This window comes from Bacillus sp. 0209A (assembly GCF_036765095.1).
GTDB classification, from domain to species: domain Bacteria; phylum Bacillota; class Bacilli; order Bacillales; family Bacillaceae; genus Bacillus; species Bacillus subtilis_G.
Window position 1 is genome coordinate 212,331 of record NZ_JBAIZV010000001.1, and the last position, 24,881, is coordinate 237,211.

Consider the following 24,881-nt stretch of genomic DNA (forward strand, 5'->3'; position numbering starts at 1 on the left):
TGGAAAAACTCATGACACGCACTAACGGGCTGTTTTCCTTTACATATGGTTCCTTTCCTTTTTTTCTAAGAAAAGAAGGAATGTCAGACTCTTTCATTCCTGAGATGTCTTCTGTCTTGATTTCAAGTGAAAGCGCTGGATCATGTGTAAGAAATGGCACTCCGTCTTTCTCTCGGATGACATGCTTTAAGATCGGATGCTGTTGGAATACAAAGCCGAAAGCCTCTTGTAATGTTTCAAGGTGAAGCCCTGACGAAAATCGAAAACAGAGAGGTACATGATAGGCACTTTTTTCAGGTGACATTTTTTGCAATGTCCACAATCCTTTTTGCACCTCAGACAGAGGCTGAAAAGCTGCCTGACTCTTTTCCGGTTCCGTTTTAGATGTGTCAGTACCCGCTGTGTCATCAGAGATGCTGCTGATACCTTCTTGTTTAGATAGATAGCCAGCCAAGCGTTCAATCGTAGGATACTGATGTATCTCTCTGGCTGTGAGTTTGATACGGTATTTTTTCTCGACCGACCGAATGAGCTTCATCAACTTGATAGAATTCACTCCAAGGCTCTGGATATTAGCATTTGGCTCCGCCCAATCGCGGGAAATGTGCAGCTCCTCAGTCAAACAGCTGAGCAGATGCTCCTGTATCTCTTCCCTTATTCTTCTCACATGATCTGCTTGCTGCATGTCCTCGTCTTGGACCGCCCCGTTCATCCGGTTGGGGTTATGAAGCAAGTAATCGAAATCTCCATTTTCAAATGACGTTTTCAGCTGGGTGCGCTGGATCTTTCCGATAGCCGTTTTCGGAATCTCTTCTTTTTGTACCGGCAGCAAATATTCCGGGGTGACGCCGATCGCCTGTGAAACATGGGATTGTATGTTTCTACGAAGCTGAGACATCTGCTCATCACTCATTTTTGCGGAAGTAACAAAGAAGATAGCCAGCTGGTCCGTTGAATTCTGATTCACGCGGACTGCGCAGGCAGCAGTATAAGAAGTTTCGATTTCCGCTAATTCTTCAACAGCAGACTCAATCGCATGACTGTAATAATTAATACCATTAATGATAATTGCATCTTTCGTGCGCCCTGTAATAGTTAAGCGCCCGTTTCGCAAATAGCCTAGGTCTCCGGTTTCAAACCATCCATCTTCCGTAAACACACTCTCATTTAAATCCGGGCGCCGGTAATAACCGCTTGTAACGGAAAGACCCGAAACTTGAAAACGGCCAATCTCGCCTTCCTCAACCAAATCATTATGGTCATTCACTATTCTCATAGAGAATCCAGGGATTGGAGAACCGATTTCGACAAAATGATCATCGTCACTTGTTGCAGCCCGGGTAAATTCATGAGAGAAAATAACGCCGGATGACGTTTCGGACATTCCCCATGCAGGCCGGATCGCATCAGCAGGCAGTCCATGAGGTTCTAAAAGCTCAAGCATTCTGCGCCCTACCTTGGCGACCATTGCTTCACCGCCATTGAGCATGTAACGCATTGAGGACAGATCCCATTTCCTGTTTTTCATTTCTTCTGCAAAATCAGTGACAAGACCGAACGCAAAATTCGGTGCCCACGTAACTGAAGCACGGTAATGATCAATCCAATCCAGCCATTTCAGCGGCTCCATTAAGATCGTTTCACTTGAGACGTTAATTTCTTGGCAGCCTAGATAGACATCCCGCAAATGCAGCATTCCGATGCCTCCGACATGATCAAACGGCATCCAGTTAAACGTGACATCTTCTCTGGTGAAGCCTTGCATTTGAATAATCCCTTTTACCATGCTCATAATATTTCGATGATTAAGCATAACCGCTTTTGGCGTTCCCGTACTGCCTGAAGTCAGCAATAAAAGCGCTAAGTCTTCAGGACTGGATTGATGCCAGTCCGTCTCTGCCTCGGCACTGAGCAGATCTTCCGCAGCAATTGCACGGAATCCTTCAAGGCCTTGTTCACTTGCCCAATCGATCATTTCCTGGTGCATGTCCCGGTCTGTAATCACCGCCGGCTTGTCAAGAAGCGTCCATGCGTCTTTCAGCTTTTGAGTCCCGCTGCTCGATTCAGCGTACGTTGGCGGAACGGCTAACGGAGCCGGAACAATTCCTGCTAAAACACACCCCCAGAACGCAGGGAGAAGCTGAGAATTGTCGCCAAGCTGCAAAATCACGTTTTGTTTTGCTTTCAGGCCTGATTGCCGGAGCCCCTTTACGATACGCAGTGCATCATTCCACAATCGTCCATATGATTGATACACTTCTTTTCCATCCGGCTGCAAATAAATGATTCCCTTTGTATCCCCGAGCTCAGCAGCAGTTCTGTATAAAACTTCAGGTATTGTTGCCGGCTGCTCTTCAGATAGATGTAAAGGCTCACCGTAGCTGACAGAAGGATTAGCTAAAATGCGTGTATTATCATTATTTCTCATCGCGCTGCCTCCATTTAATCTGCAAATTTTCATGTGGATTTCTGGTTAATTTCCATACAAACCTTTGATTCTCATTTTGACTTCCTCATGATGAAATGTTTTCTCGTGCATCATCAATTCCTGTTCTATGACGTGAGGCAGCTGCTGACGAAGCGGGGCAACCAAATGGTCTTTTAATGTAATCAATGAGTTTCTCGGCTTTTCCGCGAATTCATGCGCCAGTTCCACCGCATAATCTAATACTTCCGCACGAGGCAGGACTTTAAAGGGAACCCCTCTTTTTTCGAGATCAGCTCCGCGGTAGCTGCCCGCATTCATTAGTATTTCCTGAGCCAGGCTGAACCCCAGTTTTTTAGGAACGATAAAGGTAGCGCCCATTCCAGGCGTAAATCCGTATTTCATAAAATTAGCCGTATACACACACTCTCTGGCCAGAATGACAATGTCAGCAAAAAGCCCCATGACAAAGCCGCCTCCAATTCCGTGTCCCTGCATTGCTGCGATGACTGGAATCTCGCAATCCAGCGCCAGCGAATAAAGATTGTCATCCGTGAACTTGGTCAATCCCTGCTGAATTCGAAGCAGCCCTTCTTGCGTTCCTCCTGAAGCAAAATAGTTATCATACCCTGTCAAAATGACTGCTTTATAATTGGGTTTCTTCCGAATGAATTCAAACGCTTGAATTAAACCGTCTGTAAGTTCTTGTGAAAATGCGTTTTTATGAGTGCGGTCATGCATTTTTACCTGAATAATAGCAGGCTCAACTTCGATGAGCTCTACAACAGAATGCGTCATGATGTCCTCCTAACGGTTCTGATTGTCATCTTTTCAAATGATTACTGTTCCTCCCATGGGAATTGCCCTGTTTCAACATACCTGATGATTCCCATCTGGTTTTGAAGATCAGAAAACATGTCTTGATTTGCAGTTAAAGCGATGGATTTCGAACGGCTGACTTGATGATCAAGTGAGCTGATAAACTGTTTATAACGGGTGATCCCCTTTTTATTCAGCCTCCGCAAACGCAATAAGTGCTTTCTCAGCAGCACCTCACTTTGAACATCAAAGGCATCTATTAACCCCCATTCACTGGCTTTCTGTACGGAAATCGGCTTTGTCATTAGCGTCATATAATGTGCTTTCTGCCAGCCGATCCGGCGGATCAGAAACGGTAAAACACAAGCCGGGTACAGACCGAATAACAGCTCAGAGAGACTGAATGACGCCGTTTCATCAGCTATGGCAATATCTGTGGCAGATACGAAACCAAGGCCGCCGGCATTCACTTTTCCCCTGACATGCGAAATCGTGACATAAGGGCCTGTCTGCAATTTCAGCCACAAATCATAGAGAGGCTCTTGGGAGCTTGCCTGTTTCCTGCCGCTTTTCATTTCCTGATACATTTCTTGAAAATCCGCCCCGAAGCAAAATACTTCGGGAAGCCCTTCTAACACAACAACCGTAACCGATGATGTTTCACATTGGTGTAACACTTGCAAACATTCTTCTATGAGTGTGTCATTAATCGTATTATTCGCTTCAGGACGGTGAAAGGTGATATAGCAAACCGACTCTTGAATGCGGACCTTTATCGTTTGATAGGTCACGAGATCCACCTGTACTTCCGATGAAACTCAGAAATTTCTTCTAAAAATAAGCGCGGCTTCTCTTGAGTAAACTGCATGATGCCCGGTATCATCTCAACATCCAGCTTTACATTGCGCGTTCCGAACCGCACCATCCCGTTCCCCTTAAACAGCAGCTCATACTCTTCCATTGAGAGCTGATATCGGCGATCTAAATGCTTCTCAATGCCAAATGAGCGCTGGCGTTCCTGGCCTTGCGGAGTTGTAATACCGCTGTAAAATTCAGAACAGCAGCCTGATCCGTAGGAAAAACAGCCGATTCGTTTAGGCGAATCAAACCGCCCTTGGTCTATCGTGCTGGCCAACGCCAGAAACAAGGCAGCTCCCATAATATTTCCAACCCGTTGGCAATAGTTTAAACCTGGCTTAACCCGATTTAAAAAATCCGGTTCAATCTCAGCTGTTTTCGCCTTCGCGACCTTACGCATCATTGTTCGGTGCGCACCTTTCACCATCCCGCCAAAGGGTGTATGGTAAGCAAGGTATTGAAACGTGTCCTGATAACTTGCACCGGGCACACGTTTTTGGTATTCCAGAAATGTTTGTTCGCAGCAATCCAGATATGACATTAAAGACAGGTCAGAATCTCCCGCTTCACTATCGGGAATAGGACGGCACGTATCCATCACTTCATAGCCGTAATAGCCATTTGCTCCGGGATCTATTTGAAACACCTCGGGATTTTCGCCTACTAAAATGGCCACCGCTCCCGCTCCGGCGCTCGGTTCAGCATAAGACCAGTCTTCACTTAAAGCGTCTCCGCCCTCGGCGATTAAGAAACGTGAAATATCACTGGCGATAACTAGTGCTTTGGCACCCGGAGACGTCTGGGATAATATAAAATTGACCGCCATCTGAAATCCTGCAGTTCCTGAATAACATGCCTGTTTAATCTCAAACAAACGGCAATTGCGGTTCAGGCCTAAATATTCATGGATATATGTACTTAACGATTTCCCAAAGTCGATCCCGGATTCAGAACAAGTGATCAGCAATTCAATCCGGTCCTTCTCGGCTTCGGATAAAGCATCAATAATCGGCTTAGCTGCATTGACTCCAAAGGTCACAGGATCTTCATAAGGCAGCGCTACCGCTTTTTCTTTCATTAATAAGTTTTCAAATCTGGCAGTATCTAAGTGTCTATATTTGGCAAGTTCCATGACATCAAGGTATGCCGTCCCGCCAAAGACATTCATCGCTTCTATTCCGGCTGAAACCATTTATGATTCGCCTCCACATTTCTCAATGTTTTGTATACAAACCGCGGTGTTCATTCCGCCAAACCCCATGCTTAAGCTCAGCGCATTTTTGATGCGGTATGAAATCGATTTCTCATTTACCCAATGAAAAGAATCATCAATTGGATGATCCAAATTCCGGCTCGGATGCAGGGCAGATTTTCTCATTTGCAGCAAAACAGAAATCACCTCTACAATGCCTGCGGCGCTGAGGCCGTGCCCGATTATCGATTTTGTTGCGTTAATATAAGCGTGGGAAAGCCCGCACGCATGCAACGCCTTTAATTCAATTTCATCTCCAATAAAAGAACCTGTGCCATGGGGATTAATATAATCAATGTCTTCTGGTGAAAGGCCGGCACGCTCCAGCGCCTCCTGGATGACATGAATCTCCCCTTCTAAAGAAGGATCGGGATTCCGGTTCCCGTCTAGTTTGATTGACCATCCAGACAACGCTGCATAAGGCTTGACACCTCGGCGGACAGCGGTCTCCTTTCGTTCTATCACCAATGCGCCGCACGATTCTCCATAAATAAACCCGTCTCTGTTCTGATCGAAGGGCCGGCACGCTTTTTCAGGCACCTCCGCAAATTTGTCCGTTCCCATAGCGCCTAAAGCCCTAAGCGCCTCGCATTCCATATAAGAAAGGTCCATTAATGCACCAAGCGCTATGCAAATATCTACTTCGCCTGACAAGACTTGCTGAATCGCATGAATCACTGCTAACTGGCCGCTGGCCGAGGCTCCTCCCGTGGTATAAGCTAAGCCCGTAATGCCAAACTGATCTGTGCATAATCCGCAAAGGTCGCTATCCATGAAAGACAGGCCATACGCAGGCGAAATAAAACCAGAGCGATTTTGATAACTTTCATAAAGCTGTAAGGTTTCTCTCTGCTGAAAATTTGACCCACCGACTACCAGTCCGATACGTGCGGAATCGACTTCGTTTAATGCAGCTTCCTCCCAAGCCTCTGAGAGAGTCACCAATGCAGCACGGCTGGAAAATGACGCTTTTCTTAATAATTTTTTAGAAAGCCGGTCGGGATAAGACAATGTCGCAATTTCAGCTCCAATAAACCGGCTGTCTTTTTGTCTGCCCGAACGCTTCATAACATCAAAGGCATGCCTGCCGGACAGCAGCGAAGAAGCAAAGGCCTCTTTCCCTTGACCGATAGCAGCCGTTACGCCTACACCGGTCACCACCACCTCAGACAGTTTGCACTTTGTCATAAAGCACCTCAGCCAACTCGCCGATGTTTTTCACCCCAGACAGCTCAATGCGGGGAATTTTTAATGATAAATCCTCTAGCACCATTGTGATAATTTCAGCTCTGTCTACAGAATCAGCTCCTAACTCAACTAACTGATCTTCAGGCTCGAATCTGTGTCCGTCTAATTCAGGAAGCACCTCGCAAATATTGGTGACTAACACTTCAAAGATTCTCTGTTTATCCATAACGCGCTCTCTCCTTCAAGGGTTCATTTGAGTACTTTTTATAGGTGTATTTTCGTAATATTCAAACTATCAATCTTATTCTGTCTTTTAAAACGAAGGTTGATACATTGATTGCATCCTTTCATGAAGCAATGCTGCCGTTTCTGTCATTAATGTTTTTCCGATCTCATCCACATGGCGATTGCGCCAGTTTTCTAATTCAGAACCTTTGGCCCATTGATTAAAGGCTCCCAACGCCGGACCGCAGTGAATTTGATAATCGACCTTCGAATGTTCGCTTCCGCTGATTGCCAAGTTGGAGCTGTATCTGAAGTACCATCGGAAAATCAAAGCCATTTTATGCTTCGGATTTTGTTCAGCCTTCTCAATTTCTGCCTCGGGATAATGCAATGTCATATCTTTATAGATGTCTTCTATACTGCGTTTGAAGTATTTCTCCTCCAGCTGAGTCAACGTCTTTGCATCCAGCTCACGTATTGACCCGTATCGCTGGTACAGTTCATATAACTTGCTTGCCCGCGCCGGAAAGAACACGCCTTTTTTCAGCACTTGCACTTTGCTGCCCGATTCAAACATATCACCCGCAGGCGCGTAAGCTGTATCTTGTACATTCATCTGTTGAAGCAAATCCTTTACTTTATCACTTGTCGCCGCCTCAACCGTACATTGATTGATTGAGCCTGTTACAATAAAATCAGCACCAAGCATAAAAGCTGCCACCGCTGCATCAGGCGTTCCAATTCCTCCAGCTGCACCAACTCTAATTTTTTTCGGATATTGATATTTTTTCATCATTTCATCTCTTAATGACGTCATCGCCGGCATCAGGCTGTATGCCACACCTCCATCTGTATGGCCGCCTGAATCAGCTTCCACACAAATATCATCAGCCATCGGAATGTTACGCAACAACTCAGCTTCATTCACTGTGATTTTATTTTCTCCTAAAAGCTTTTGCAGCATATTCTCAGGCGCAGGACTCAGAAATGATTCTGCAACTTCCGGCCGTGATATTTTCGCAATGAGACGATTTGAGCAAATGACATCGCCATTAGAGTTTCGTTTTACTCCTTTTGCGCGATACCTTACTAATGCGGGAGTGACACTTAAAAATGCTGAAGCTTCCACATTTCTCACTTGATGCTTCAATAAAAGGTTAATCATTTTTTCTTCTGATTCAGTATGTTTCATATTATGGACGAGATTGATGCCGTAGGCTTGTCCTTCCCCTAATTCTTCTTGAATAGTGAGGATCGCCTCTTCAACCTCATTCAGACTCAGGCCGCCTGTACCAAAGAACCCCATCATTCCTGCTTTTGACAGCTTTACTACCATTTCTTTCGAAGCAATGCCGCGGTACATTCCTCCTGCAAGATAAGCATATGTAAGTTGATAATCCTGTTTAAACTCAGCACTTCCTAAAGATTCTGCCGTAATTCCAGCTTGAACTTGAGGTCGATGTCCAGCCGCTTCTGCTTGTTCCTTTGAATGCGCACTGAACGTATGACGGGAAGCAAGGTTCTTTTCGGGTGCATGTGTTAACGGTTCTGCTTCATTTTTAATCCGCTGGATGAGGCCGGTTAAAACAGTTCCAGGCCCGATCTCTTCAAACTCCATTTCTCCTCTTCCCATCAGAAAACGTATGCTGTCCGTCCATTTCACTGTGCTGACCATTTGTTCAGATAATGTCTCTTTTATCCTGTCCTGTTGATAGGGCTCTGCATAGACATTGGAGATAACAGGGACAGATAAAGGCGCAAAAAGGAATGAGTCAATAAATTGCTTAAATTCCTGTTTTGCTTCATTCATATATCTGGAATGAAAAGCTCCGCTTACGTTTAAAGGGTGAAATAGCTTTACATCCTTGGTGTTTTCAAAAACCGTTCCGGCTTTTTCAATCTCTTTTTTTTGGCCGGAGATCACAATCTGCCGAGGCGTATTTTCATTTGCCACATCAATGTCATAGAGACGGTGCTCTTCTAAAACGGCTGTAACTTGTACCTTATTCAGCCCGATCACAGCAGCCATTCCGCCTCCTGTAATTCGTCCCATCAGTTCGCCTCTTTTTTTGACAAGTTTTAATCCGGTTCCAAAATCGAATGCCCCCGCTGCAAACAACGCATTGTATTCTCCTAAGCTATGTCCTGTCGCAAAATCAGGTTTTCTGCCGGTTTCCTCCAGTCTCTTCAAATAACTGAGTGCATTGACGACGTACAAAGCCGGCTGCGTGTATTCAGTATGGTTTACATCCAAATAGGATTTTTCGGTACAGAGCTTTTCTATTGAATAGCCCAAAATTTCATCTGCTTGATCAGTCAAATGCCGATATTGTTCAAATAGTCCTTGTCCCATTCCCTTTTGCTGGGATCCTTGTCCTGGAAAAACATATGTAATCATCTTGTAAACTTCCTTTCTGGTGTACGGAAACACTCAACCGTATTCAGATTTTTCAGCTCCTGATGAAATGGTGTGATGATCGAGTAGCAGCGGTCAGCTGAATCACCCGGAATCAGCTGTTTCACAAAAGCAGCTAAGGTGCCGGATGGCCCTAAATCGATAAACCGGCATGTATGCTGGCTTTCTAAATATCCAATCGCTTCGCGAAATCTCATTGGCTTTCTAACCGCATCCCAAAAGAAATGCTTGTCTATTTCGCGAAGACAGCCCCCCGTTAGACTCGACACCATTGGTATTGACGGGTTTTTAAAAGAGATTGAACTTAAAAATTCTGCATAGACACTTTCTGCCGGATCAATAAGCGAAGAATGAAAGGCATAGGACACAGGCAGCTGCTGGCAAAGAATTTGCTTCTCTTTTAAAACCTCCATGATCTGCTTTATGTTTTCTTCTTCACCAGAAATGACGAAATGCGAATCATAATTAATAGAGATGAGTTCACTATCTCTAAACAGCTGCGGATGGTCTTTCAGTAATTGCGGATGATCAAGAATGGCCAGCATTTTTCCTTTATCGCAGGATTTCTGGATTAAAATGGCCTGTTCAAGTATGCAATTCAGTATATTCTCTGCGTCTGACACACCAGAAACAGCTGCTGCTGCGAATTCTCCCAGACTTGATCCCAATACGTAATCAGGATAGATTCCCCTATCTGCCAAAACCTTGTATAAGGAGTATTCAATTATAAAGATTGCGGGGTGGGACAAAAGAATGCTGTCAAACGGATCTGACACACGTTTAGCGGGATGATAGATTTCTTCAACAATGGATGTGCCGATTCGCCGTGCTGCAATGGCATCCATTTCAAGCATCGACTGGCGAAACACGGTATTTTCCTTAAATAATTCCTTCCCCATATGATAGTACTGGGAACCTTGTCCGGAAAACATAAAAACGAGCGGTTCATTCATATGCATAACCTACTTTTTTTATATTTATGACGGCTATTTTGATTTCTCATCTCCATGTATGCTGTAAAAGATACACAGCAGCGAGTGAAATCCGATTATTTAATGAAAAGACATAATGGAACTTTAGGAAGATTGTTTTGGTGCTCTGGATGCGGATCTATTATGTAGTGGTCGTAGATGTATGTTGATATCTCTAATTTGGCATAACATGCTAACAGGATCAGCAAAAAACATCGGCTCTATGAATGATTGGGTGCGGTGAAAAAGAGACCATCAGATGTGAGAGCGATGGTTTGGCATCCATGCCGGCTGACTGACATAGTTCAAATGTCTAATATGGTGCGGACATGTTTTATCAGCCTCATTATGTAACAGTATATAAAGTTATTCATTTAGAAACAGTGTCGAACGAACGATTGCACCTCTAAAACTTTATACCTTGACTAAAAGGAAATCTATCTCTAGCCTGCCTTTAGCGGTGCATGATCTTAGGGATCATCATTTTCAGCGGGACATTGCTTCCGCATCTTTCTTTATACGGTGAATTAACCCTGTTAAAATATTTCCAGGCCCTATTTCCTCAAACTCTAGTTGGCCTTTTTTCATTAAGTAGTTTATGCTCTCCGTCCATTTCACTGAATGGTTGATTTGATCGGCCAGCGTCTGCTTCATTAATTCATATGTATACGGTTTGGCATACACATTAGAAATAACCGGGATAGACGGAGGCGAAAAATGAAAGGTATGAAGAAATTGCTCGAATTCTTCTTTCGCTTTATTCATGTATTTGGAATGAAACGCGCCGCTTACGTTTAAGGGGAGTACCATTGTAACTTCAGTCATCGTTTCAAAAAGAGATGCGGCTTTTTCAATATCATCTTTTCTGCCTGAAATCACAATTTGATATGGGGCGTTCACATTAGCGATATCAACATTGTGTAAATCATATTGATTCAGAGCACTTGCAACCTGCTCTTCATTTAATCCCATAACAGCTGCCATGCCGCCGTTGCTCACCATGCTCATCAGCTCGCCTCTTTTTCTGACAAGCTTTAAACCTGTCTCAAAATCAAAGGCTTCCGCTGCAAATAACGCATTGTACTCACCCAAGCTGTGCCCGGCGACAAAGTCGGGCTTAGCTTCCGCTTCACGGATTTTTTTCAGGTAGCTTAATGCGTTTACCACATATAAAGCCGGCTGTGTAAATTGCGTTTTGTTTAAATTAGAATAAGGATTTTCTATGCAAAGACGTTTAATTGAATATCCTAGGATCTCATCTGCCTGAGCCATCAGTTCTTTAAATTCATCGAATAGTTCGCTGCCCATTCCCTGTTTCTGCGAACCCTGACCCGGAAAAACATATGTGATCATTCTCTCAAAGCCACCCTTCCGATTAGTAAATATGATGCACTTCTGTATGATTTTATAAAAAATAGTGATGACCGGATAAATAGTAGCATGTTCATGTTGATGGTAACCTCTGTAAATATTAACGTCAAGTTAATTTTTCCTACAGTTCACTCGATTGTTTTCCTATTTTTTTCAATTGGGGCATAAAGGATCAGAGGCTATAGCAGAACATAAGAAAAATGACCCGTATCACTTATAGGGCATGGATATGAGGAGAATGCGCTTCATCTTTTCTCCAGAGCCTTATTCAAAACAAATCAAATCCTTCTATATAATCATTTTAAACATTACTGATCATTTAGATATTCGAAGGAAAATAGGACAATAGATTCAAAAGCCTTATTTAAAATCAAAAATACCTTTTTGGTTTTTACGGGTGCGAAATTTCACAAAATGTTCTTTATTATCAATTTGAAAGTAAATATTATACTGGTAAAGATCCTCTATCGTATGGCCGGGCGTTTTGCCAAATGAGTGGCCAGGAAACACTCGTACATAGGTCGAAACCTCCGACTTAATCCTTTGAATGCTTCTGAACATCTCTTCCGCAGAACTGCCATCACCCTCGCATATGCCGCACCCTTCTGTAAATACCGTATCTCCGGTAAAAATACTCTCGGAAAACAAATAACACATTCCTCCGGCTGTGTGCCCCGGAGTGAGAAGGCATTGCACTCTCATGTTTCCTATGCTGATCGTCTGTTGATCATGCAAGCCAATTAAATTGCTGCACCGGAATTGATAATAATCAATTTCTTTTTTTGACATATAAACTTGAGCGTTAAACATCTTCGTCAGCGGCTCGACCAGGTTTACATGATCATAATGAGAATGTGTCAATATGATTGCTGTTAATTCAGTCTCAAGCTCGGAAAGTTTAGTTGTTATTTTACTCAGTTCCCATGAGGGGTCAACAACAATTGCAGATCTGCTTACAATATCTTCAATGATATAGCAATAATTCGTCCAGCCTTGATATCTTGTTTTAATCGGATGTACTTTATAAGTAAGATTCATTTACATCATTCCCTATCAAGTAAAGTTCTTAAATGAAAGATCGGTAAACTGTTCAGCCCGAGTCCGTCTTTCATTCCACTTTACCAAACGGCATGCTTATTTTCCATTTTTTTCAGAGATTCTTGTTCTTTCCGCATATAAAAAAGCTATTCTTTTGAAAATAGCTTTTTCGCACGCGTCTTAGGGATTTCTTTCTTCTGTCTCATAAGTTTCTTCCACGCAAATTGATTCGATATGCTGCATAATGACACGTTCGATCCTATCTTTATTTATTCGCACCGGGTCAAGCATCGCATGTAAAGCCAAGCCGTCAATCAGCGCGTAAAGTCTCTCAGCTTCAATGTCTTTATCAGCAGCCTGCTTCAGTAAATCGAATTCAGCTAAATAGGCAATCAGATTCCGCATGCCACTATAAATCCCGTCATGATTCGCATCAAACCTATCCTTTTTATGTCTGGCGTAAACCGTAAAAGCAAACCACACCTCCATCTCTCTAATCGTTTCTTCATTCGTTGGGACAATTTCAAGCAGAATATGTAACACTTTTTCCTTAGGGGGCACATCCTTCAATGCAATGTGCTCAATACGGGCCATCACCTTTTCTTGAACAAGTTTCATTGCGAAAACAAGCAGGTCATCCTGTGTAGAGAAATAATGGCGCAGCGCACCTAATGACAATCCTGCTTCCTTTGCAATGTTTCTGGCTGAGGCTCCCTCCATCCCCCGTTCTAAAATGACCCGCCACGTCGCTTCTGCAATTTGTTTTCTTCTTTTCTCATGGTCAATTTGTTTTGGCATAGCTTTATTGTAACAAGAAAAAAAGAAGAGAGCAATTTTATAATACAGTTGTATTATAAAAATAAAGATGATAACATATTATTTAAATAATACAACTGTATTGAAAAGAGGGGAATGAATTGAACGGTATCGCATGGATGATTGTCTTCTGTGAAATTGCGTTTTGGGTTGTGATTGTTTTAGGGCTTGCTGTACGTTACCTATTCAAACAACATAGATTAGGACTGCTGTTCCTTGCCTTAACTCCAGTTATCGATTTGATCTTATTAGCGGCAACTGGTGTGGACCTTTACCGCGGAGCCACAGCGACTGCTGCCCACGGGATCGCAGCAGTTTACATCGGTATATCGATCGCTTTTGGAAAACAAATGATTCAATGGGCGGATGAAAGATTTCAATATTATGTGGCAAAACAAGGATCCAAACCGCTGAAACGCTATGGAATGGATCACGCCAAGCACTATGCGAAAGGCTGGATCAAACATGTGCTAGCCTACCTTATTGGTGCAGGACTATTAGCAGGGATGATCTATTTTATCAATGATTCTGCTCGAACCGAGGCATTGAGCGGCATTCTTAAACTGTGGACTGTCATCATAGGCATTGATTTTCTCATTACAGCCAGCTATTTTATTTGGCCAAAAAAAGAGAAAGCTTCGGCGAATCTCAGGAGTTAACATGATAAAAAAGGTCCTTCCCCAGCGGAAAGGATCTTTTTTGGTTTTGTAAAAATATGTTATACTATTTTCATTAGAAAACAGACTTATAGATATTTTGGGCTCATTCAAGGGTATGAGTAAGCAGGTGAAGGGAGTGTCTTACATGAGCCAAAAAGAACAGAACGAGCACTCTAAAGATTTTAACCTGAGATCAAAATTAATCGGAATTGTATCTATCGCTTTCATCGTTGCCATTGCACTTGTAGTGATCTTCGGCGGCTATTTCTTTGGGATAAAAGGATTATTCTCCATACTGGGCGTCACATATGACTCAAATCAAACATTAGTTTTATTTATTTTAGTCTGTTTTGCTGTCGGCTTGATCATAGACCCACTCACAAAGGTTGTTTCTATGATTTTGGCAAGATCACTCTCATTGAAAAAGACTGCACTTTTTGCTTTTATACTGTACTATGTGAGCAATTTCATAACGATCTGTTTTGACAGATTACTTTATGCAGTCTATATATATTCCAGATGTCTTTCTTGTTGTGATATCAGCATTGATGGCTTTCATTGAACTTGCCTTTGATGACCGGTCAAATGGGAAAACTGCTTAAAACCGCCTGTGATGATTCAAGCGGTTTTTGCTTTTATATCATTCTCATCGTCTAATTTTGCTAAATAATCCACAAGAAAATGTAATATAATTAGTAGAATAATAGAATCAATGATGATATATAAAGCAGAAAACAAAGCCCCAACCAGTGAAGTTCTGATCACTCCCTGCCACAGCCCCTGATATGTATGAGCTACTCCAAAAAGGAGTGATGCAAGCAGGATGATGACCCAGATTGAAACTTGCGGGAACAAAAACAAGAGAACAAATATTAAAAACCCTCTATAAATGATTTCCTCCGTTACACCGGCTGTTAAGGATACATAATTCCAAACCTTTTTCTCATTCAATGAAACAGGCAGGATGGGCGCGGCAGCTGAAGTCTTTAACTCTTCCGCTTTTTTATTTATTATATCTTTCCTGATCTTCGGACTAAACTTGAAACCGATGATACAATACATCACAAGGATTACATATAAAGCACCTACCCCCAGCAAAAGATAGGATGCAAGCGGACCGAGAGGATCTGTATGTATTGTCGGCATAGTGAATCCGATTTGTTTGAATGAGAGATCGGTAAAAGCCACTAAAGCTAAAATAAACAAAGCTGGAACCCATAATCCGATCATTATACGAACATAATACTTCACTCTCTCATTTCCATTTTCACCAGTCTTATTGTTTCTTTTAAACTTTTGAAAATCAATGTATCCATATATCGGTTCGTAGATCAATAAAAATAGAATGAACGCCCAAAAATACATTTCCATCACTAAACACCCTCCTTTTACTTTGAGATTATTCATTTATAAAATCGGACAACAGCCCCAAACTCTCTCAACGAAAAACAAAACTCCCTGTTCATAAAAAACAGGAAGCAAAACAATGAGGTGTGATTTAAATTCTGCATTCAAAAATAATTCCTTCAATCTCATGCTCAAGCTCATCCAAAAGGATGATTCTATTCGGATCGAATGTCATGTTCCCACCTCCTTAACCTAAAATATACATTTGTTTGAATTTTTTGTAAACATTTTATTGTAGTAATTCATAAACCCATTACAAAGTATAACGCTTAACACTGTTTTACACGTTTCCAACTGATTCTTAATGTATTACACCAAATGAGTACAAAAAAGCACTGGTCCATTTAATGTCTCAATGCCTATAAATTTTCCCCTTCGCCAACCCCCGCTACATTACGCGTTTGAACATCTTTTCGATCTCATAAATAAATACCCAGCTCTAATGAAAGTCTTGATGAGTTTTCTTAGACTAACATTTACGATAATTGTATTGAATTAACATGATTATGTATAAAACATGGGTAAAGTCTTATATCTGATCTTCCGCATTTCGTCATTAAAAAGCCTGCTTATTATTTTGATCAAGTTATTATATGAATTTAATTCTTATCTCTTTAAAAAGTTACTTTTGTTATCTTTTTAGTTTATTAAAGAAAATTTAAAGTGCTTATCAGCAACATTATGGTATCGTTGTTTCTGTTCATGTGATTTACACAGAGTGTTCACTACTAAGTACCTCTATTCATTAGTACATTAATATTAAATAGGAGTTTTATAAAATGGTAAAAAAAATCTTACTTTCTCTTATCGCTTTAGCTATTAGTATTGCTGGAGTTTCTTTACTTGTACATTTTAACAGCAGAAAAGTGGCCGGAGATCAAATTGATCATTATATTTCTGATTACGGTATTTCTCAAAAAGAGATTGAATCTGAAGAATACCCTATGTTTAATTCTTTAAGTGCACCTAAAGGTTTTATTAAAACAATTTATGTAAAAAATGAGAATAATAAAGACAACTATTACATTTTTCATTATGATCCTTCCAATAAAAAAATAACTTTCTCGGGTGTTGTAGACGGAAATGAAGTATCAATCAATGATAAGTTAATAAAAAAATTAAAGTACCAACCATCCGATAAAGTTTTGAACCAAGAGTAAGGCCCTATCTTTTGAGGGCTTTTTTTAATTCAGTACTAATCGAGATTAGCTTTTGCTTTTGGTCCATAAATTCAATCATGAAAAAGCCCTTTCATTAGCTAGAACCGTCTGACGACATCGCCAGTCTCCCAAACAAGAGATTGAGATAGGTAAAATGACACAGATCAAATTGATCATTTCACACTTTTGTATCACATTTAGTCTGTTTCTTCATTTTCCCATGGTAAAATCTTGTTGGAGTATATTCAAACGAAAGGATATGAACATGAAGGTATTTGAAGCGAAAACACTGCTCTCTGAAGCAGATAAACGTGCAAAAGAATACAAAGAATTAAGAAGTCAGATGGCCAATCTAAAAAAGGCTTTTAAAGCTGTAGCTGATTTAGATGACAGTGAGTTTTCCGGAAAAGGCGCCGACAACATCAAAGCATTTTATCAAGATCATGCAGGTGTGGCTGACAATTGGATCGATCTAATTGATATGAAAATTGCTTATTTGACAAGCATTTCAGGCACTCTAGAGGACGCCAGCTTATCTGATACTTATATAGAAGAATCCTTCTTAGAACACGAGCTGGCTAACGCCTACACAAAGTCAAAATCTATTATGTCTGAACAAAAGAAAGCGATGAAAGATATCTTACATGATATCGACGACATCCTTCCACTCGATTTGTTCTCGACTGAAGACTTTAAAGACGAACTCGCTGATGCGGAAGACAAACGCAAAAAAACAGTCGATAAATTAGGCAGCGTGGACGAAGCACTTGTTACTGAATATGCCCAGTCAGAGCCAAACGAGCAATTCATCAAGAAGGACTTCCAAAAGCTTGAGGAATCAACAGGCAAAGGCAAGAATGCTACACCGATCCACTACAATGCTAAAGCTTATCGAGAAAGTGATATACATAAGAAAAAAGGCGATATCTCGAAACAGACTGAAGCTTATTTGAAGATCAAGAAAGATGAAGCGAAAGAACGAGAAATCAAAGATTTAAAGAAGAAGCTAGCTGACGGAGTGACGGACCCGGATGAATACTTAGACATTGCCAAGAAAGTCGGCTATGATAATCTCACACCAGAACAGCTCCATTACGCAGTGCAGCTGGAACAAGCAAAACAGCTGAAGGACGTCGGTGAAAGTGTAATCAATGCCGGTAAGACAGTAATTGATTTCGTTGACGGGGTTAATGATGGAATTAACGATGCGATTGACGATACGATATATGGCATCAAAGACTTGGTTGTGGGCGCATGGGACTATTCGCAGCTCCCTACCGAACTAAAACTCACAAAAACAATTACAACAGTTTTAAGCGTACCTTCTTATTCTAAAATCATCTGGACAAACCTTGTCGACTCATGGAATGATAAAATGATAAATGGCGATGCATATGAAAAAGGGCATTATATCAGTTATGTGGCAGGAAATATCGTTGGTACAAAAGGTGCGGGTGCCGCAGCGCAAACCACGACCAAACTTTCTAAAGTAGGTAAAGTGGTTGAAGGTGGAACAGCCGCTGCTCATATCAATAAAGGGATAAACAAAGGAAAAGCCTATATCAATTCTTTCGTTAAAAATAAGAATGATCTTGCACTTGTCGGGATCGCTCAAGACATCGACAACACGTATAACGCAAAAAATACTCCTCTACTAAAAAGTATGATTGAAGATAAAAAAGAGAGTGTTCTCAGAAAATCTGAAAATTCTAACAATAGAGGTATAGGTAATGTCAAACAAGGTGATAGTACCCCTCTCGCACCTGGTGGAGGGTTAGCTGCTCATGAAGCAAAAGGCGGACACCTTATTGAAAGACACGTTGGGAAGACTGACGAAGAACTGATTCAAAGACTTGATAAAAGCAAAATGAGTAACAAGAAGATATCCGGTTCATCATCATTTAAAGATAGAGCAACTGCAGAAAGAGTTGCTAATAGTGCTCTCACTAATAATAAAGTTAAAATAGAAAAATGGTTAAATAGTGATGTGAAAAAGCCTTTAGTACTCTCCTATAATGGAAATGAAGTTATAGGAAGAGGAATACCGAAGGGAGAAGATACAATTACTGATTTAACTAATGCTAAAATTATATTGAAAAAGAACAAAGATGGTAGCTTTATATTAACTGGCTACCCAACGAGGTGATATCATGATAGATACAAACATTTCTGAACCTGTATTTCAATTTCTAGGGGGTATTTTTCATCAAGATATAGAAACTCCAGAATCAGCACTGGACGAATACTTAGAGGAGATTCCAAAAGAAGAGCAAGAAACTGATATAGCAACATTAAAAGATTTTATTAACAGCGATTATTCGGATGAAGAAAAGAATGATTTTATCGATGAAGCTGCTGACGGAGTGGACATTCTTAGTTACGGAATATCTCCATTAGAATGGCTCGAGCAAGTTATTCATAAAATTGAAAAAAATATTGAAACTTTATAATCCATAAAAGGTCCCTTGAAAATTCAAGGGACCTTTTATGGATTATAAAGTCTTTAATTTTCGCTATAGTCTTAGGTCCATAAATGCCGTCAGGAGTAGACCACTCACTGACTGGAACCGTTGGACCGTATTTGCTGTTTGGAACCATAAACGCCGTCAATGCCGTTATTCTTCGTCCCTTTATCCAGGTAGAAATAAAGAGCCGCTAAAGTTTTTTGAATCTGCCTTACGTCATTCCCTTTTCGCATGAGGCTTGTCACTTTATAGATGCCAGAGGGCAACACATATGACGTTTTTTTGGTGCTTTCTTAGTGCTTCTGGATGAACTGAAACCTTTAAGCTTAAACTTTTGTCCAACTATATATTTTTCGGGGCTCTTAATGTTGTTTCACTTTTGGAGGTTTGCCTGTGCAATCTCAGAAAGAGTGTCTCCTTTTTTAACTGTGTAGGTGTCTCAGCCAATCTTTATAACGGTTTTTGGCCGGTTAAAGATGAAACACCACTGATTCCCGATTTAAATGAACCCACCGATCTAGAAAAATTAGAATTTCGGGTTGCATTACATGTGGACCCCGAACCGTTCTTCCTCTTTTGACTTCGGATTCCCATCATCTTTTTTCGTGATGACACGTTTACAGTGAGAGGAAACGACCATCCCAATAACTGGAAGCTTACCGACATTGTTTAATAGCTTGTCCTGATTTATTAATGGCTCGGAATAGTCATCATTCGGAAGGATCTTTTCTTCTTCTATTACATTTCCACCCCGTGCAAGCAATTGCTCCTTTACTTGTAAATATAACTTTCTAGCAAACAAAAAAAGGGAAAGTGGATCAACATTTTAATTGCTAATAATTCCGGTGTTATTAAGCTCGTCCGCCATATTTTTAAACTCTCTTTTTAAGTCTTTTGGCAAATATGTTGGAGCTTTCATTTTGTTGGCTTAGCGCCTTTGTTTCCTGTGCTCGACGGTCCTCAATCTCTTGCTGTGTCAGGTGTTTCTTCCCTTTTACCAGCAGTAAGTCAATAGGTTGCCGTGATCTAGCCACTCCCTCACCTCCTTCTGAATTTTCATTTGGAATTTTTTAAATGGGGAGGGGAGCGCGATCTCCAATGTTTATCCCTCAGAGATTTTAGAGGGGGAATGCTCATTTCCTCTTTCAACTGCAACATTGCGGATTATAATTTCTTTTGTGCTTCCTTGGCTTTCCTTGTATATAAGATCTAGATGTATACTCACTTACACCGTGGACACTTAATATAATATTCACGGATTCCGTCATCATACTCCCTAACTTATGAATATCCTTTGACCAACATCATTGTTCCACATGCATGTTTAATGTTCTGTTTTCCAATCCTCCATCATGCACGATACACAGAATGCCTAGACAGATAATAGAGACATCCCTTTTACCATTTGCTGTTATTTCCTCGACGGGCAGATGACTCCCACTATTAATCATAGGCTGACTTATCCCTTTTGTGCCGCAGTAACCTTCCCGTGTGAGATTGGACAACCTAGTTCATTCAGGGTCAATGTTCTTTGCATGTCATCCCTCCCTAAAATAAAAAACGCCCTCCCAATTGAGAAAGCGACTGGAATTTAATATTATATTACCTTTTTTTGCTCCCACTCTAGATAGAACCTCTCAAGAACTTCAATATCGTGCCATTCCAAACAATTTGATGGCACCGGTTCTTTATGGTCAATTAGAGCTTTTAATAGCAATTCTACCTGGCTAAAAGTTTTTGGATTTTCATTTAATTGCACCAAAGCATTATAGGGTTTATCCTCTTTAACCTCTTTCTCTAAAAAAGCACTTTCAAAGTTTTTCATCGATGCAATTAATCGAATTTTTGAAGGATCATTATGTTCGTTTTTTTCATTTAAAATGTTTTGATTAATGGTCCATGCTGAATTACGGTTCCCCGACTCTAATGTTGGATAATCACTATCATGTAGGATAGAGTATTTTGAACCAAAATGGTTTAAAATTTTCATCAATGAAACAATTGTTGATTTTCCTCTTGCTCTGATTATATGTATATCTTTATAGCTATCATTATTAGCTATTACTTGCTTTAACGCCGTGTATTCTGTATCGCCTTCTACTATGATTGAATATCCCCCAAAAAAGAATTCTGTGACATGAGGATCGCAAATATTAAGAAGTTTTAGTCTCTTCTTATCCTCATCATGTAATTTTACTTTACTTGGTCGAAAAACTGTAGTCCCCTCAACATTCCCTTCCGTATTTCTTTCGACTCTGATTATTGTCGTGTTGTCACGAGATAAATCAATAAAAGCAGGTGAATGAGTAGTAACCATGACTTGCCAATTCCCTTTTTTCGGAAGGTCGTACAGCACCTTACATGCTTCTCGTACTGCATTTGGGTGTAAACATAATTCAGGTTCATCTAATAATAATACATGGGGACGGTCATTTTTGGTTGATGATTCAGAAATATATCTAAGTGAAGCCCAAAGAAGCGTTCTTCTTGCCCCACTTCCTTGCCTATCAACTGTACTTCTATATCCTGTTTCTGGACCAATCAGAAGTTTTGACCCTGCTTTAAATAAACTAATACTTTTATCCAGATCTTCTTCAGGTCTAGCATCGAATATAACCTTATAACCTGGAAAAACTTCTTTTAATATTTCTGATATTCCGTCCTGCGCTCTTGTTATTTCCTCTTGGGAATCTTGAATTATTTTACTCTGAATTTCTTTTATAGATTTTAATAATTTAACATAATCACTTTCTTCTTTAGAAGCTTTTAAAGATTTAACTCGTTCCTGTAATACCGAGGTTATCATTTTTACCAATTCATTTGTTTGATCAATAGGGTCTTGAAAAGCATCTACTCTATGGGGTTGTGGACGTCTTGAGTTCGCTACATTAGCAGCCCCCCAAGGAACTGAATCTTCATCCCAATCACCTTTTATGACATTAAAACCTCTTCTTCTAGGTTTTCCTGGTGCTGACCATGTCCAGCATTCCCTGATTAATTTCTCCCCGCTAGAATCATCAACCCATTTTTCCCCTGGTGTGTTATCATATACTATTGTCTGTAATTCTATTTCTGGAAGAAATTCAGAATTAACTTCCCCATTTGGAAAATCATCTAAAGTTAATTCCGATTTTTTAGAACCGTCACTCATAACTACTTCATATGCTCGTAATATCGAACTTTTTCCCACATTATTTGGACCTACCAATACCACAATTTCATCTAATTCGATTTCTACTGGTACCCTACCAATACTTCGAAAGTTCTTTATAATTAACTTTTTTAACCTAGGACGTTGTAATCTTTGTTGATCCATTCTTCACACTCCTTTTATTCAGCCTCTACACCCATAATATCACAAATTTGGGTAAATAATTATTATTTTAAATGAAAATTGTATTTTTCTTCACTCCAACTATTTATTTTTGGACACGGAGAGTGATAATGAATCGTTTATGAAAGTTATGGAATACTTCCCCTAAGGCAAGTGTCAGAACAATTGCTATTGGTAACACTTTAGTTAACGAATTAAAAAGATATAGATGGAAAGAAATATAATAAGGAAACGTACTGGAAATTATAATACTCTCCTTTCTTTGCCCAACTCCAAAGGGAAAGATTTTGGGCCTTACGCAATTAATAAAGTGATAGATGAGATTCTTGGAAAAACTGATTTGCACCATATTACTCCACATGATCTAAGACATACTCATGCAATCATGTTGTTAGAAAGCGGTGCAGATCTTAAATATGTAAGTGAACGACTAGGTCATACTACAGTCAATATGACTGCTGATGTTTATATTCATATCACCAAAAAACACAATAAAAAAAGCATTGATCCATTCAAAGAATGGCTCAATGCTTGAAAAATGCATGGGCAAAATATGGACAAAGGGTATATTTTCCTACGCCGAACCCAGCTACATCACCCGTTTGAACATCTTTTCCATCTCATAAGTCGAATGGTGAATGATGATCGGGCGGCCGTGCGGGCATGTAAATGGGTCTGATGTGCTTCGGAGGTCGTCCAGAAGCACTTTGATTTCGTCATTTCTGAGGTGGCGGTTTGCTTTGATGGAGCCCTTGCAGCTCATCATAATCGCCGCTTCCTCGCGCAGTTTTTTAATATCAATCTGTTTGGAATCAAGCACCTGCTGAATGATTTCTTCTATCAGCTCGGCTTCTTCACCTTTTGGAAACCAGGCCGGGTGACAGCGGACGATGTAACTGTTTGAGCCGAATGACTCTAAAAAGACACCGACGCTTTCGAGCTCTTGTTTGTGCTGTTCAATAATCAGCGCCTCGTTCGTGGCATAGTGGAACGTCAACGGCACGATCATATCCTGCACCTCAGGCTCAACCTCCCCCACCTTTTCACGGAAATATTCGTACTTAATACGCTCTTGGGCGGCGTGCTGGTCGATAATATACAGGCCGTTCTCGTTTTGTGCCAATATATAAGTCCCATGCATCTGACCGATCGGGTACATAATCGGAACCCGCTCAGACGCTGGCTGCGGCTTCTCTTCATGATGATGTTCCTGCTCAAATGCTTCAGGCTGCCCTTCTGAAACATTAGGCGCCTCAATGCTTTGTTCCTGTTCAACGATAGGAGGAGCATCAAATTGAACAGAAGGCAATTCTTCCTCCGCATCAACCGGGTCTTTCACGACTGAGCTGAGCTTCATTGGTGAATAAGACGGCGCAGGCGCTTTTTCCGGAACTTTTCTTTCGGCAGGCTTTTCATCAAAGGTGATGAACTGCTGCTCATTTTTGATAACAGGTGCCGATTTTTTCGGGAGCTGAGCACTCGGAATCAGCTGCTGCTGTTTAAATACGTCTTTAATTCCGTCACGAATTAAGTCATGAAGCTCTGTTTCCTTGCTGAGACGGACCTCAAGCTTCGATGGATGCACATTGACATCGACTAAAATCGGGTCCATCGTAATTTCTATAAAGGTAATTGGATGACGCCCGATTGGCAGAAGCGTATGATATCCTTCATGCACCGCTTTGACGAGCGGGAAATTTTTAATATAACGGCCATTGATGACAGACGACATATAGTTTCTCGACGCCCGTGTAATCTCTGGGAGGGCGATATATCCCTTGACTTCAAAATCCAATGAGCTCACGTGCAGCGGAAGCATTTTTTTGGCGACAGCCGTACCGTAAATTGATGCCAGGACATGGCGCACATCTCCGTTTCCGTTCGTTTGAAGCAGGTTTTTCCCATGATGGCGCAGGCGGATAGATACCTCTGGGTGTGCAAGCGCTATACGGTTGACCACATCTGTAATGTTCCCAAGCTCTGTATGAACAGTTTTCATATATTTCAAGCGGGCCGGTGTGTTAAAAAACAGATTGGATACGACAATTTCAGTTCCCTTCCTGCTTGAGGAACGCGATTCGGAAATCATGTTTCCTCCTTGAAGTACGAGCTTCGTCCCTGCTCCTTCACCGGTGCTTGTCGTCATCTCCAGATGAGAGACTGACGCGATACTCGGCAGTGCTTCTCCCCTAAAACCAAGCGTTCTAACCCTGAATAAATCATTTTCATCTTTTATTTTGCTCGTTGCGTGGCGGCTGAAAGCACGCTTGCAATCTTCATTTTCCATTCCTTCGCCGTTATCCAATACCCGAATGGATGCAAGACCTGCTTCCTCAATATCGATTTCAATGACTGTGCTGTCAGCGTCGATCGCATTTTCCACCAATTCTTTGACGACTGAGGCGGGCCTCTCCACAACCTCGCCCGCCGCTATTTTATTTGAAAGCTCATCTGACAGCTGGATGACTTTAGCCACA

At 41.1% G+C, this 24,881-nt stretch carries 21 protein-coding genes and 3 pseudogenes (1 of these 24 only partly in view); 6 read left to right on the top strand and 18 right to left on the bottom strand.

Annotated features, from left to right (window positions below; translation table 11 throughout):
• From V6D44_RS00650 to V6D44_RS00705, 12 genes and pseudogenes are all read right to left on the bottom strand, one after another.
• Positions 1-2,428: the 5' end (the start) of an amino acid adenylation domain-containing protein gene (locus V6D44_RS00650; protein WP_333516217.1), read on the bottom strand. The gene continues 12,719 nt to the left of window position 1, outside the view; 2,428 of the gene's 15,147 nt are visible here — the first part of the coding sequence; it begins with the start codon at positions 2,426-2,428; its stop codon lies beyond the left edge, outside the window.
• 45 nt (positions 2,429-2,473) lie between these two features.
• Positions 2,474-3,223: a polyketide synthase gene (locus V6D44_RS00655; RefSeq protein WP_333516218.1), complete on the bottom strand. Its 750-nt coding sequence runs from the start codon at positions 3,221-3,223 to the stop codon at positions 2,474-2,476.
• Positions 3,224-3,264: 41 nt separating this feature from the next.
• Positions 3,265-4,044, bottom strand: coding sequence for an enoyl-CoA hydratase/isomerase (locus V6D44_RS00660; RefSeq protein WP_087991464.1), 780 nt, complete (start codon positions 4,042-4,044; stop codon positions 3,265-3,267).
• On the bottom strand, positions 4,032-5,294 hold the full coding sequence (pksG, locus tag V6D44_RS00665; RefSeq protein ID WP_087991463.1) for a polyketide biosynthesis 3-hydroxy-3-methylglutaryl-ACP synthase PksG: 1,263 nt from the start codon (positions 5,292-5,294) through the stop codon (positions 4,032-4,034). Before pksG ends, V6D44_RS00660 begins: the two co-directional genes overlap by 13 nt.
• Positions 5,295-6,542, bottom strand: coding sequence for a beta-ketoacyl synthase N-terminal-like domain-containing protein (locus V6D44_RS00670; RefSeq protein WP_087991462.1), 1,248 nt, complete (start codon positions 6,540-6,542; stop codon positions 5,295-5,297). It abuts the gene before it with no gap.
• Entirely contained in the window at positions 6,520-6,768 is a 249-nt protein-coding gene (locus V6D44_RS00675; protein WP_087991461.1) for an acyl carrier protein, read from the bottom strand. The genes V6D44_RS00670 and V6D44_RS00675 overlap by 23 nt, the downstream gene beginning before the upstream one ends.
• Before the next feature lie 87 nt (positions 6,769-6,855).
• The gene (gene fabD / locus V6D44_RS00680) at positions 6,856-9,165 is read right to left on the bottom strand and encodes an ACP S-malonyltransferase (protein ID WP_087991460.1); all 2,310 of its coding nucleotides are present in this window, start codon (positions 9,163-9,165) and stop codon (positions 6,856-6,858) included.
• A complete protein-coding gene (locus tag V6D44_RS00685; RefSeq protein ID WP_087991459.1) occupies positions 9,162-10,136 on the bottom strand; it encodes an acyltransferase domain-containing protein in 975 nt (324 codons plus the stop codon). Before V6D44_RS00685 ends, fabD (V6D44_RS00680) begins: the two co-directional genes overlap by 4 nt.
• A 504-nt stretch (positions 10,137-10,640) precedes the next feature.
• Complete coding sequence (gene fabD, locus V6D44_RS00690) at positions 10,641-11,507, bottom strand: ACP S-malonyltransferase (RefSeq protein ID WP_087991458.1); 867 nt, start codon at positions 11,505-11,507, stop codon at positions 10,641-10,643.
• A pseudogene (locus V6D44_RS00695) lies at positions 11,504-11,774 on the bottom strand (hypothetical protein). The gene fabD (V6D44_RS00690) and the pseudogene V6D44_RS00695 overlap by 4 nt, the downstream one beginning before the upstream one ends.
• Before the next feature lie 111 nt (positions 11,775-11,885).
• The gene (locus tag V6D44_RS00700; RefSeq protein WP_087991457.1) at positions 11,886-12,563 is read right to left on the bottom strand and encodes an MBL fold metallo-hydrolase; all 678 of its coding nucleotides are present in this window, start codon (positions 12,561-12,563) and stop codon (positions 11,886-11,888) included.
• A gap of 180 nt (positions 12,564-12,743) precedes the next feature.
• A complete protein-coding gene (locus V6D44_RS00705; RefSeq protein ID WP_087991456.1) occupies positions 12,744-13,361 on the bottom strand; it encodes a TetR/AcrR family transcriptional regulator in 618 nt (205 codons plus the stop codon).
• Positions 13,362-13,480: 119 nt separating this feature from the next.
• On the opposite strand from V6D44_RS00705, the gene V6D44_RS00710 reads away from it, so the two are divergent.
• Together V6D44_RS00710 and V6D44_RS00715 are read left to right on the top strand one after the other, a co-directional pair.
• The gene (locus V6D44_RS00710; protein ID WP_087991455.1) at positions 13,481-14,038 is read left to right on the top strand and encodes a hypothetical protein; all 558 of its coding nucleotides are present in this window, start codon (positions 13,481-13,483) and stop codon (positions 14,036-14,038) included.
• A 145-nt stretch (positions 14,039-14,183) separates the two neighbouring features.
• Positions 14,184-14,640 (top strand): annotated as a pseudogene (locus V6D44_RS00715) (regulatory YrvL family protein).
• Between the two features lie 16 nt (positions 14,641-14,656).
• On the opposite strand, the gene V6D44_RS00720 reads toward V6D44_RS00715, so the two are convergent.
• Positions 14,657-15,409, bottom strand: coding sequence for a CPBP family intramembrane glutamic endopeptidase (locus V6D44_RS00720; RefSeq protein WP_087991453.1), 753 nt, complete (start codon positions 15,407-15,409; stop codon positions 14,657-14,659).
• Positions 15,410-16,224: 815 nt separating this feature from the next.
• Between V6D44_RS00720 and V6D44_RS00725 the strand changes: the two genes are divergently transcribed.
• From V6D44_RS00725 to V6D44_RS00735, 3 genes are all read left to right on the top strand, one after another.
• On the top strand, positions 16,225-16,605 hold the full coding sequence (locus V6D44_RS00725) for a hypothetical protein (RefSeq protein WP_148961778.1): 381 nt from the start codon (positions 16,225-16,227) through the stop codon (positions 16,603-16,605).
• 265 nt (positions 16,606-16,870) lie between these two features.
• Entirely contained in the window at positions 16,871-18,751 is a 1,881-nt protein-coding gene (locus V6D44_RS00730; protein WP_087993983.1) for a ribonuclease YeeF family protein, read from the top strand.
• Between the two features lie 4 nt (positions 18,752-18,755).
• A complete protein-coding gene (locus V6D44_RS00735; RefSeq protein WP_148961779.1) occupies positions 18,756-19,055 on the top strand; it encodes a contact-dependent growth inhibition system immunity protein in 300 nt (99 codons plus the stop codon).
• Positions 19,056-19,107: 52 nt separating this feature from the next.
• On the opposite strand, the pseudogene V6D44_RS00740 reads toward V6D44_RS00735, so the two are convergent.
• The 4 genes and pseudogenes from V6D44_RS00740 to V6D44_RS00755 form a co-directional block, all read right to left on the bottom strand.
• A pseudogene (locus tag V6D44_RS00740) lies at positions 19,108-19,506 on the bottom strand (PGRP and LysM peptidoglycan-binding domain-containing protein); the annotation flags it as partial.
• 108 nt (positions 19,507-19,614) lie between these two features.
• On the bottom strand, positions 19,615-19,833 hold the full coding sequence (locus V6D44_RS00745) for a hypothetical protein (RefSeq protein WP_250621926.1): 219 nt from the start codon (positions 19,831-19,833) through the stop codon (positions 19,615-19,617).
• A 109-nt stretch (positions 19,834-19,942) separates the two neighbouring features.
• Entirely contained in the window at positions 19,943-20,104 is a 162-nt protein-coding gene (locus V6D44_RS00750) for a hypothetical protein (protein ID WP_250621925.1), read from the bottom strand.
• Positions 20,105-20,667: 563 nt separating this feature from the next.
• Positions 20,668-22,386 (bottom strand): ATP-dependent nuclease, encoded by a 1,719-nt coding sequence (locus V6D44_RS00755; RefSeq protein WP_087993980.1) that lies wholly within the window; start codon positions 22,384-22,386, stop codon positions 20,668-20,670.
• Between the two features lie 226 nt (positions 22,387-22,612).
• On the opposite strand from V6D44_RS00755, the gene V6D44_RS00760 reads away from it, so the two are divergent.
• Positions 22,613-22,939 carry a tyrosine-type recombinase/integrase gene (locus tag V6D44_RS00760; protein ID WP_087991667.1) on the top strand — a complete coding sequence of 109 codons (327 nt, stop codon included), beginning with the start codon at positions 22,613-22,615 and terminating at the stop codon, positions 22,937-22,939.
• A gap of 54 nt (positions 22,940-22,993) precedes the next feature.
• Here V6D44_RS00760 and mutL read toward each other — a convergent pair whose 3' ends face one another.
• A complete protein-coding gene (gene mutL, locus V6D44_RS00765; RefSeq protein ID WP_087991666.1) occupies positions 22,994-24,880 on the bottom strand; it encodes a DNA mismatch repair endonuclease MutL in 1,887 nt (628 codons plus the stop codon).
• Position 24,881: the final 1 nt, after the last annotated feature.

Bases quoted from the DNA above. Each gene is read 5' to 3' on its own strand.
- V6D44_RS00655 (WP_333516218.1), bottom strand. From the start codon at position 3,223: ATGACGCATTCTGTTGTAGAGCTCATCGAAGTTGAGCCTGCTATTATT.
- pksG (WP_087991463.1), bottom strand. From the start codon at position 5,294: ATGGTTTCAGCCGGAATAGAAGCGATGAATGTCTTTGGCGGGACGGCA.
- V6D44_RS00670 (WP_087991462.1), bottom strand. From the start codon at position 6,542: ATGACAAAGTGCAAACTGTCTGAGGTGGTGGTGACCGGTGTAGGCGTA.
- V6D44_RS00675 (WP_087991461.1), bottom strand. From the start codon at position 6,768: ATGGATAAACAGAGAATCTTTGAAGTGTTAGTCACCAATATTTGCGAG.
- fabD (WP_087991460.1), bottom strand. From the start codon at position 9,165: ATGATTACATATGTTTTTCCAGGACAAGGATCCCAGCAAAAGGGAATG.
- V6D44_RS00685 (WP_087991459.1), bottom strand. From the start codon at position 10,136: ATGAATGAACCGCTCGTTTTTATGTTTTCCGGACAAGGTTCCCAGTAC.
- fabD (WP_087991458.1), bottom strand. From the start codon at position 11,507: ATGATCACATATGTTTTTCCGGGTCAGGGTTCGCAGAAACAGGGAATG.
- V6D44_RS00700 (WP_087991457.1), bottom strand. From the start codon at position 12,563: ATGAATCTTACTTATAAAGTACATCCGATTAAAACAAGATATCAAGGC.
- V6D44_RS00705 (WP_087991456.1), bottom strand. From the start codon at position 13,361: ATGCCAAAACAAATTGACCATGAGAAAAGAAGAAAACAAATTGCAGAA.
- V6D44_RS00720 (WP_087991453.1), bottom strand. From the start codon at position 15,409: ATGGAAATGTATTTTTGGGCGTTCATTCTATTTTTATTGATCTACGAA.
- V6D44_RS00725 (WP_148961778.1), top strand. From the start codon at position 16,225: ATGGTAAAAAAAATCTTACTTTCTCTTATCGCTTTAGCTATTAGTATT.
- V6D44_RS00730 (WP_087993983.1), top strand. From the start codon at position 16,871: ATGAAGGTATTTGAAGCGAAAACACTGCTCTCTGAAGCAGATAAACGT.
- V6D44_RS00735 (WP_148961779.1), top strand. From the start codon at position 18,756: ATGATAGATACAAACATTTCTGAACCTGTATTTCAATTTCTAGGGGGT.
- V6D44_RS00755 (WP_087993980.1), bottom strand. From the start codon at position 22,386: ATGGATCAACAAAGATTACAACGTCCTAGGTTAAAAAAGTTAATTATA.
- V6D44_RS00760 (WP_087991667.1), top strand. From the start codon at position 22,613: ATGGAAAGAAATATAATAAGGAAACGTACTGGAAATTATAATACTCTC.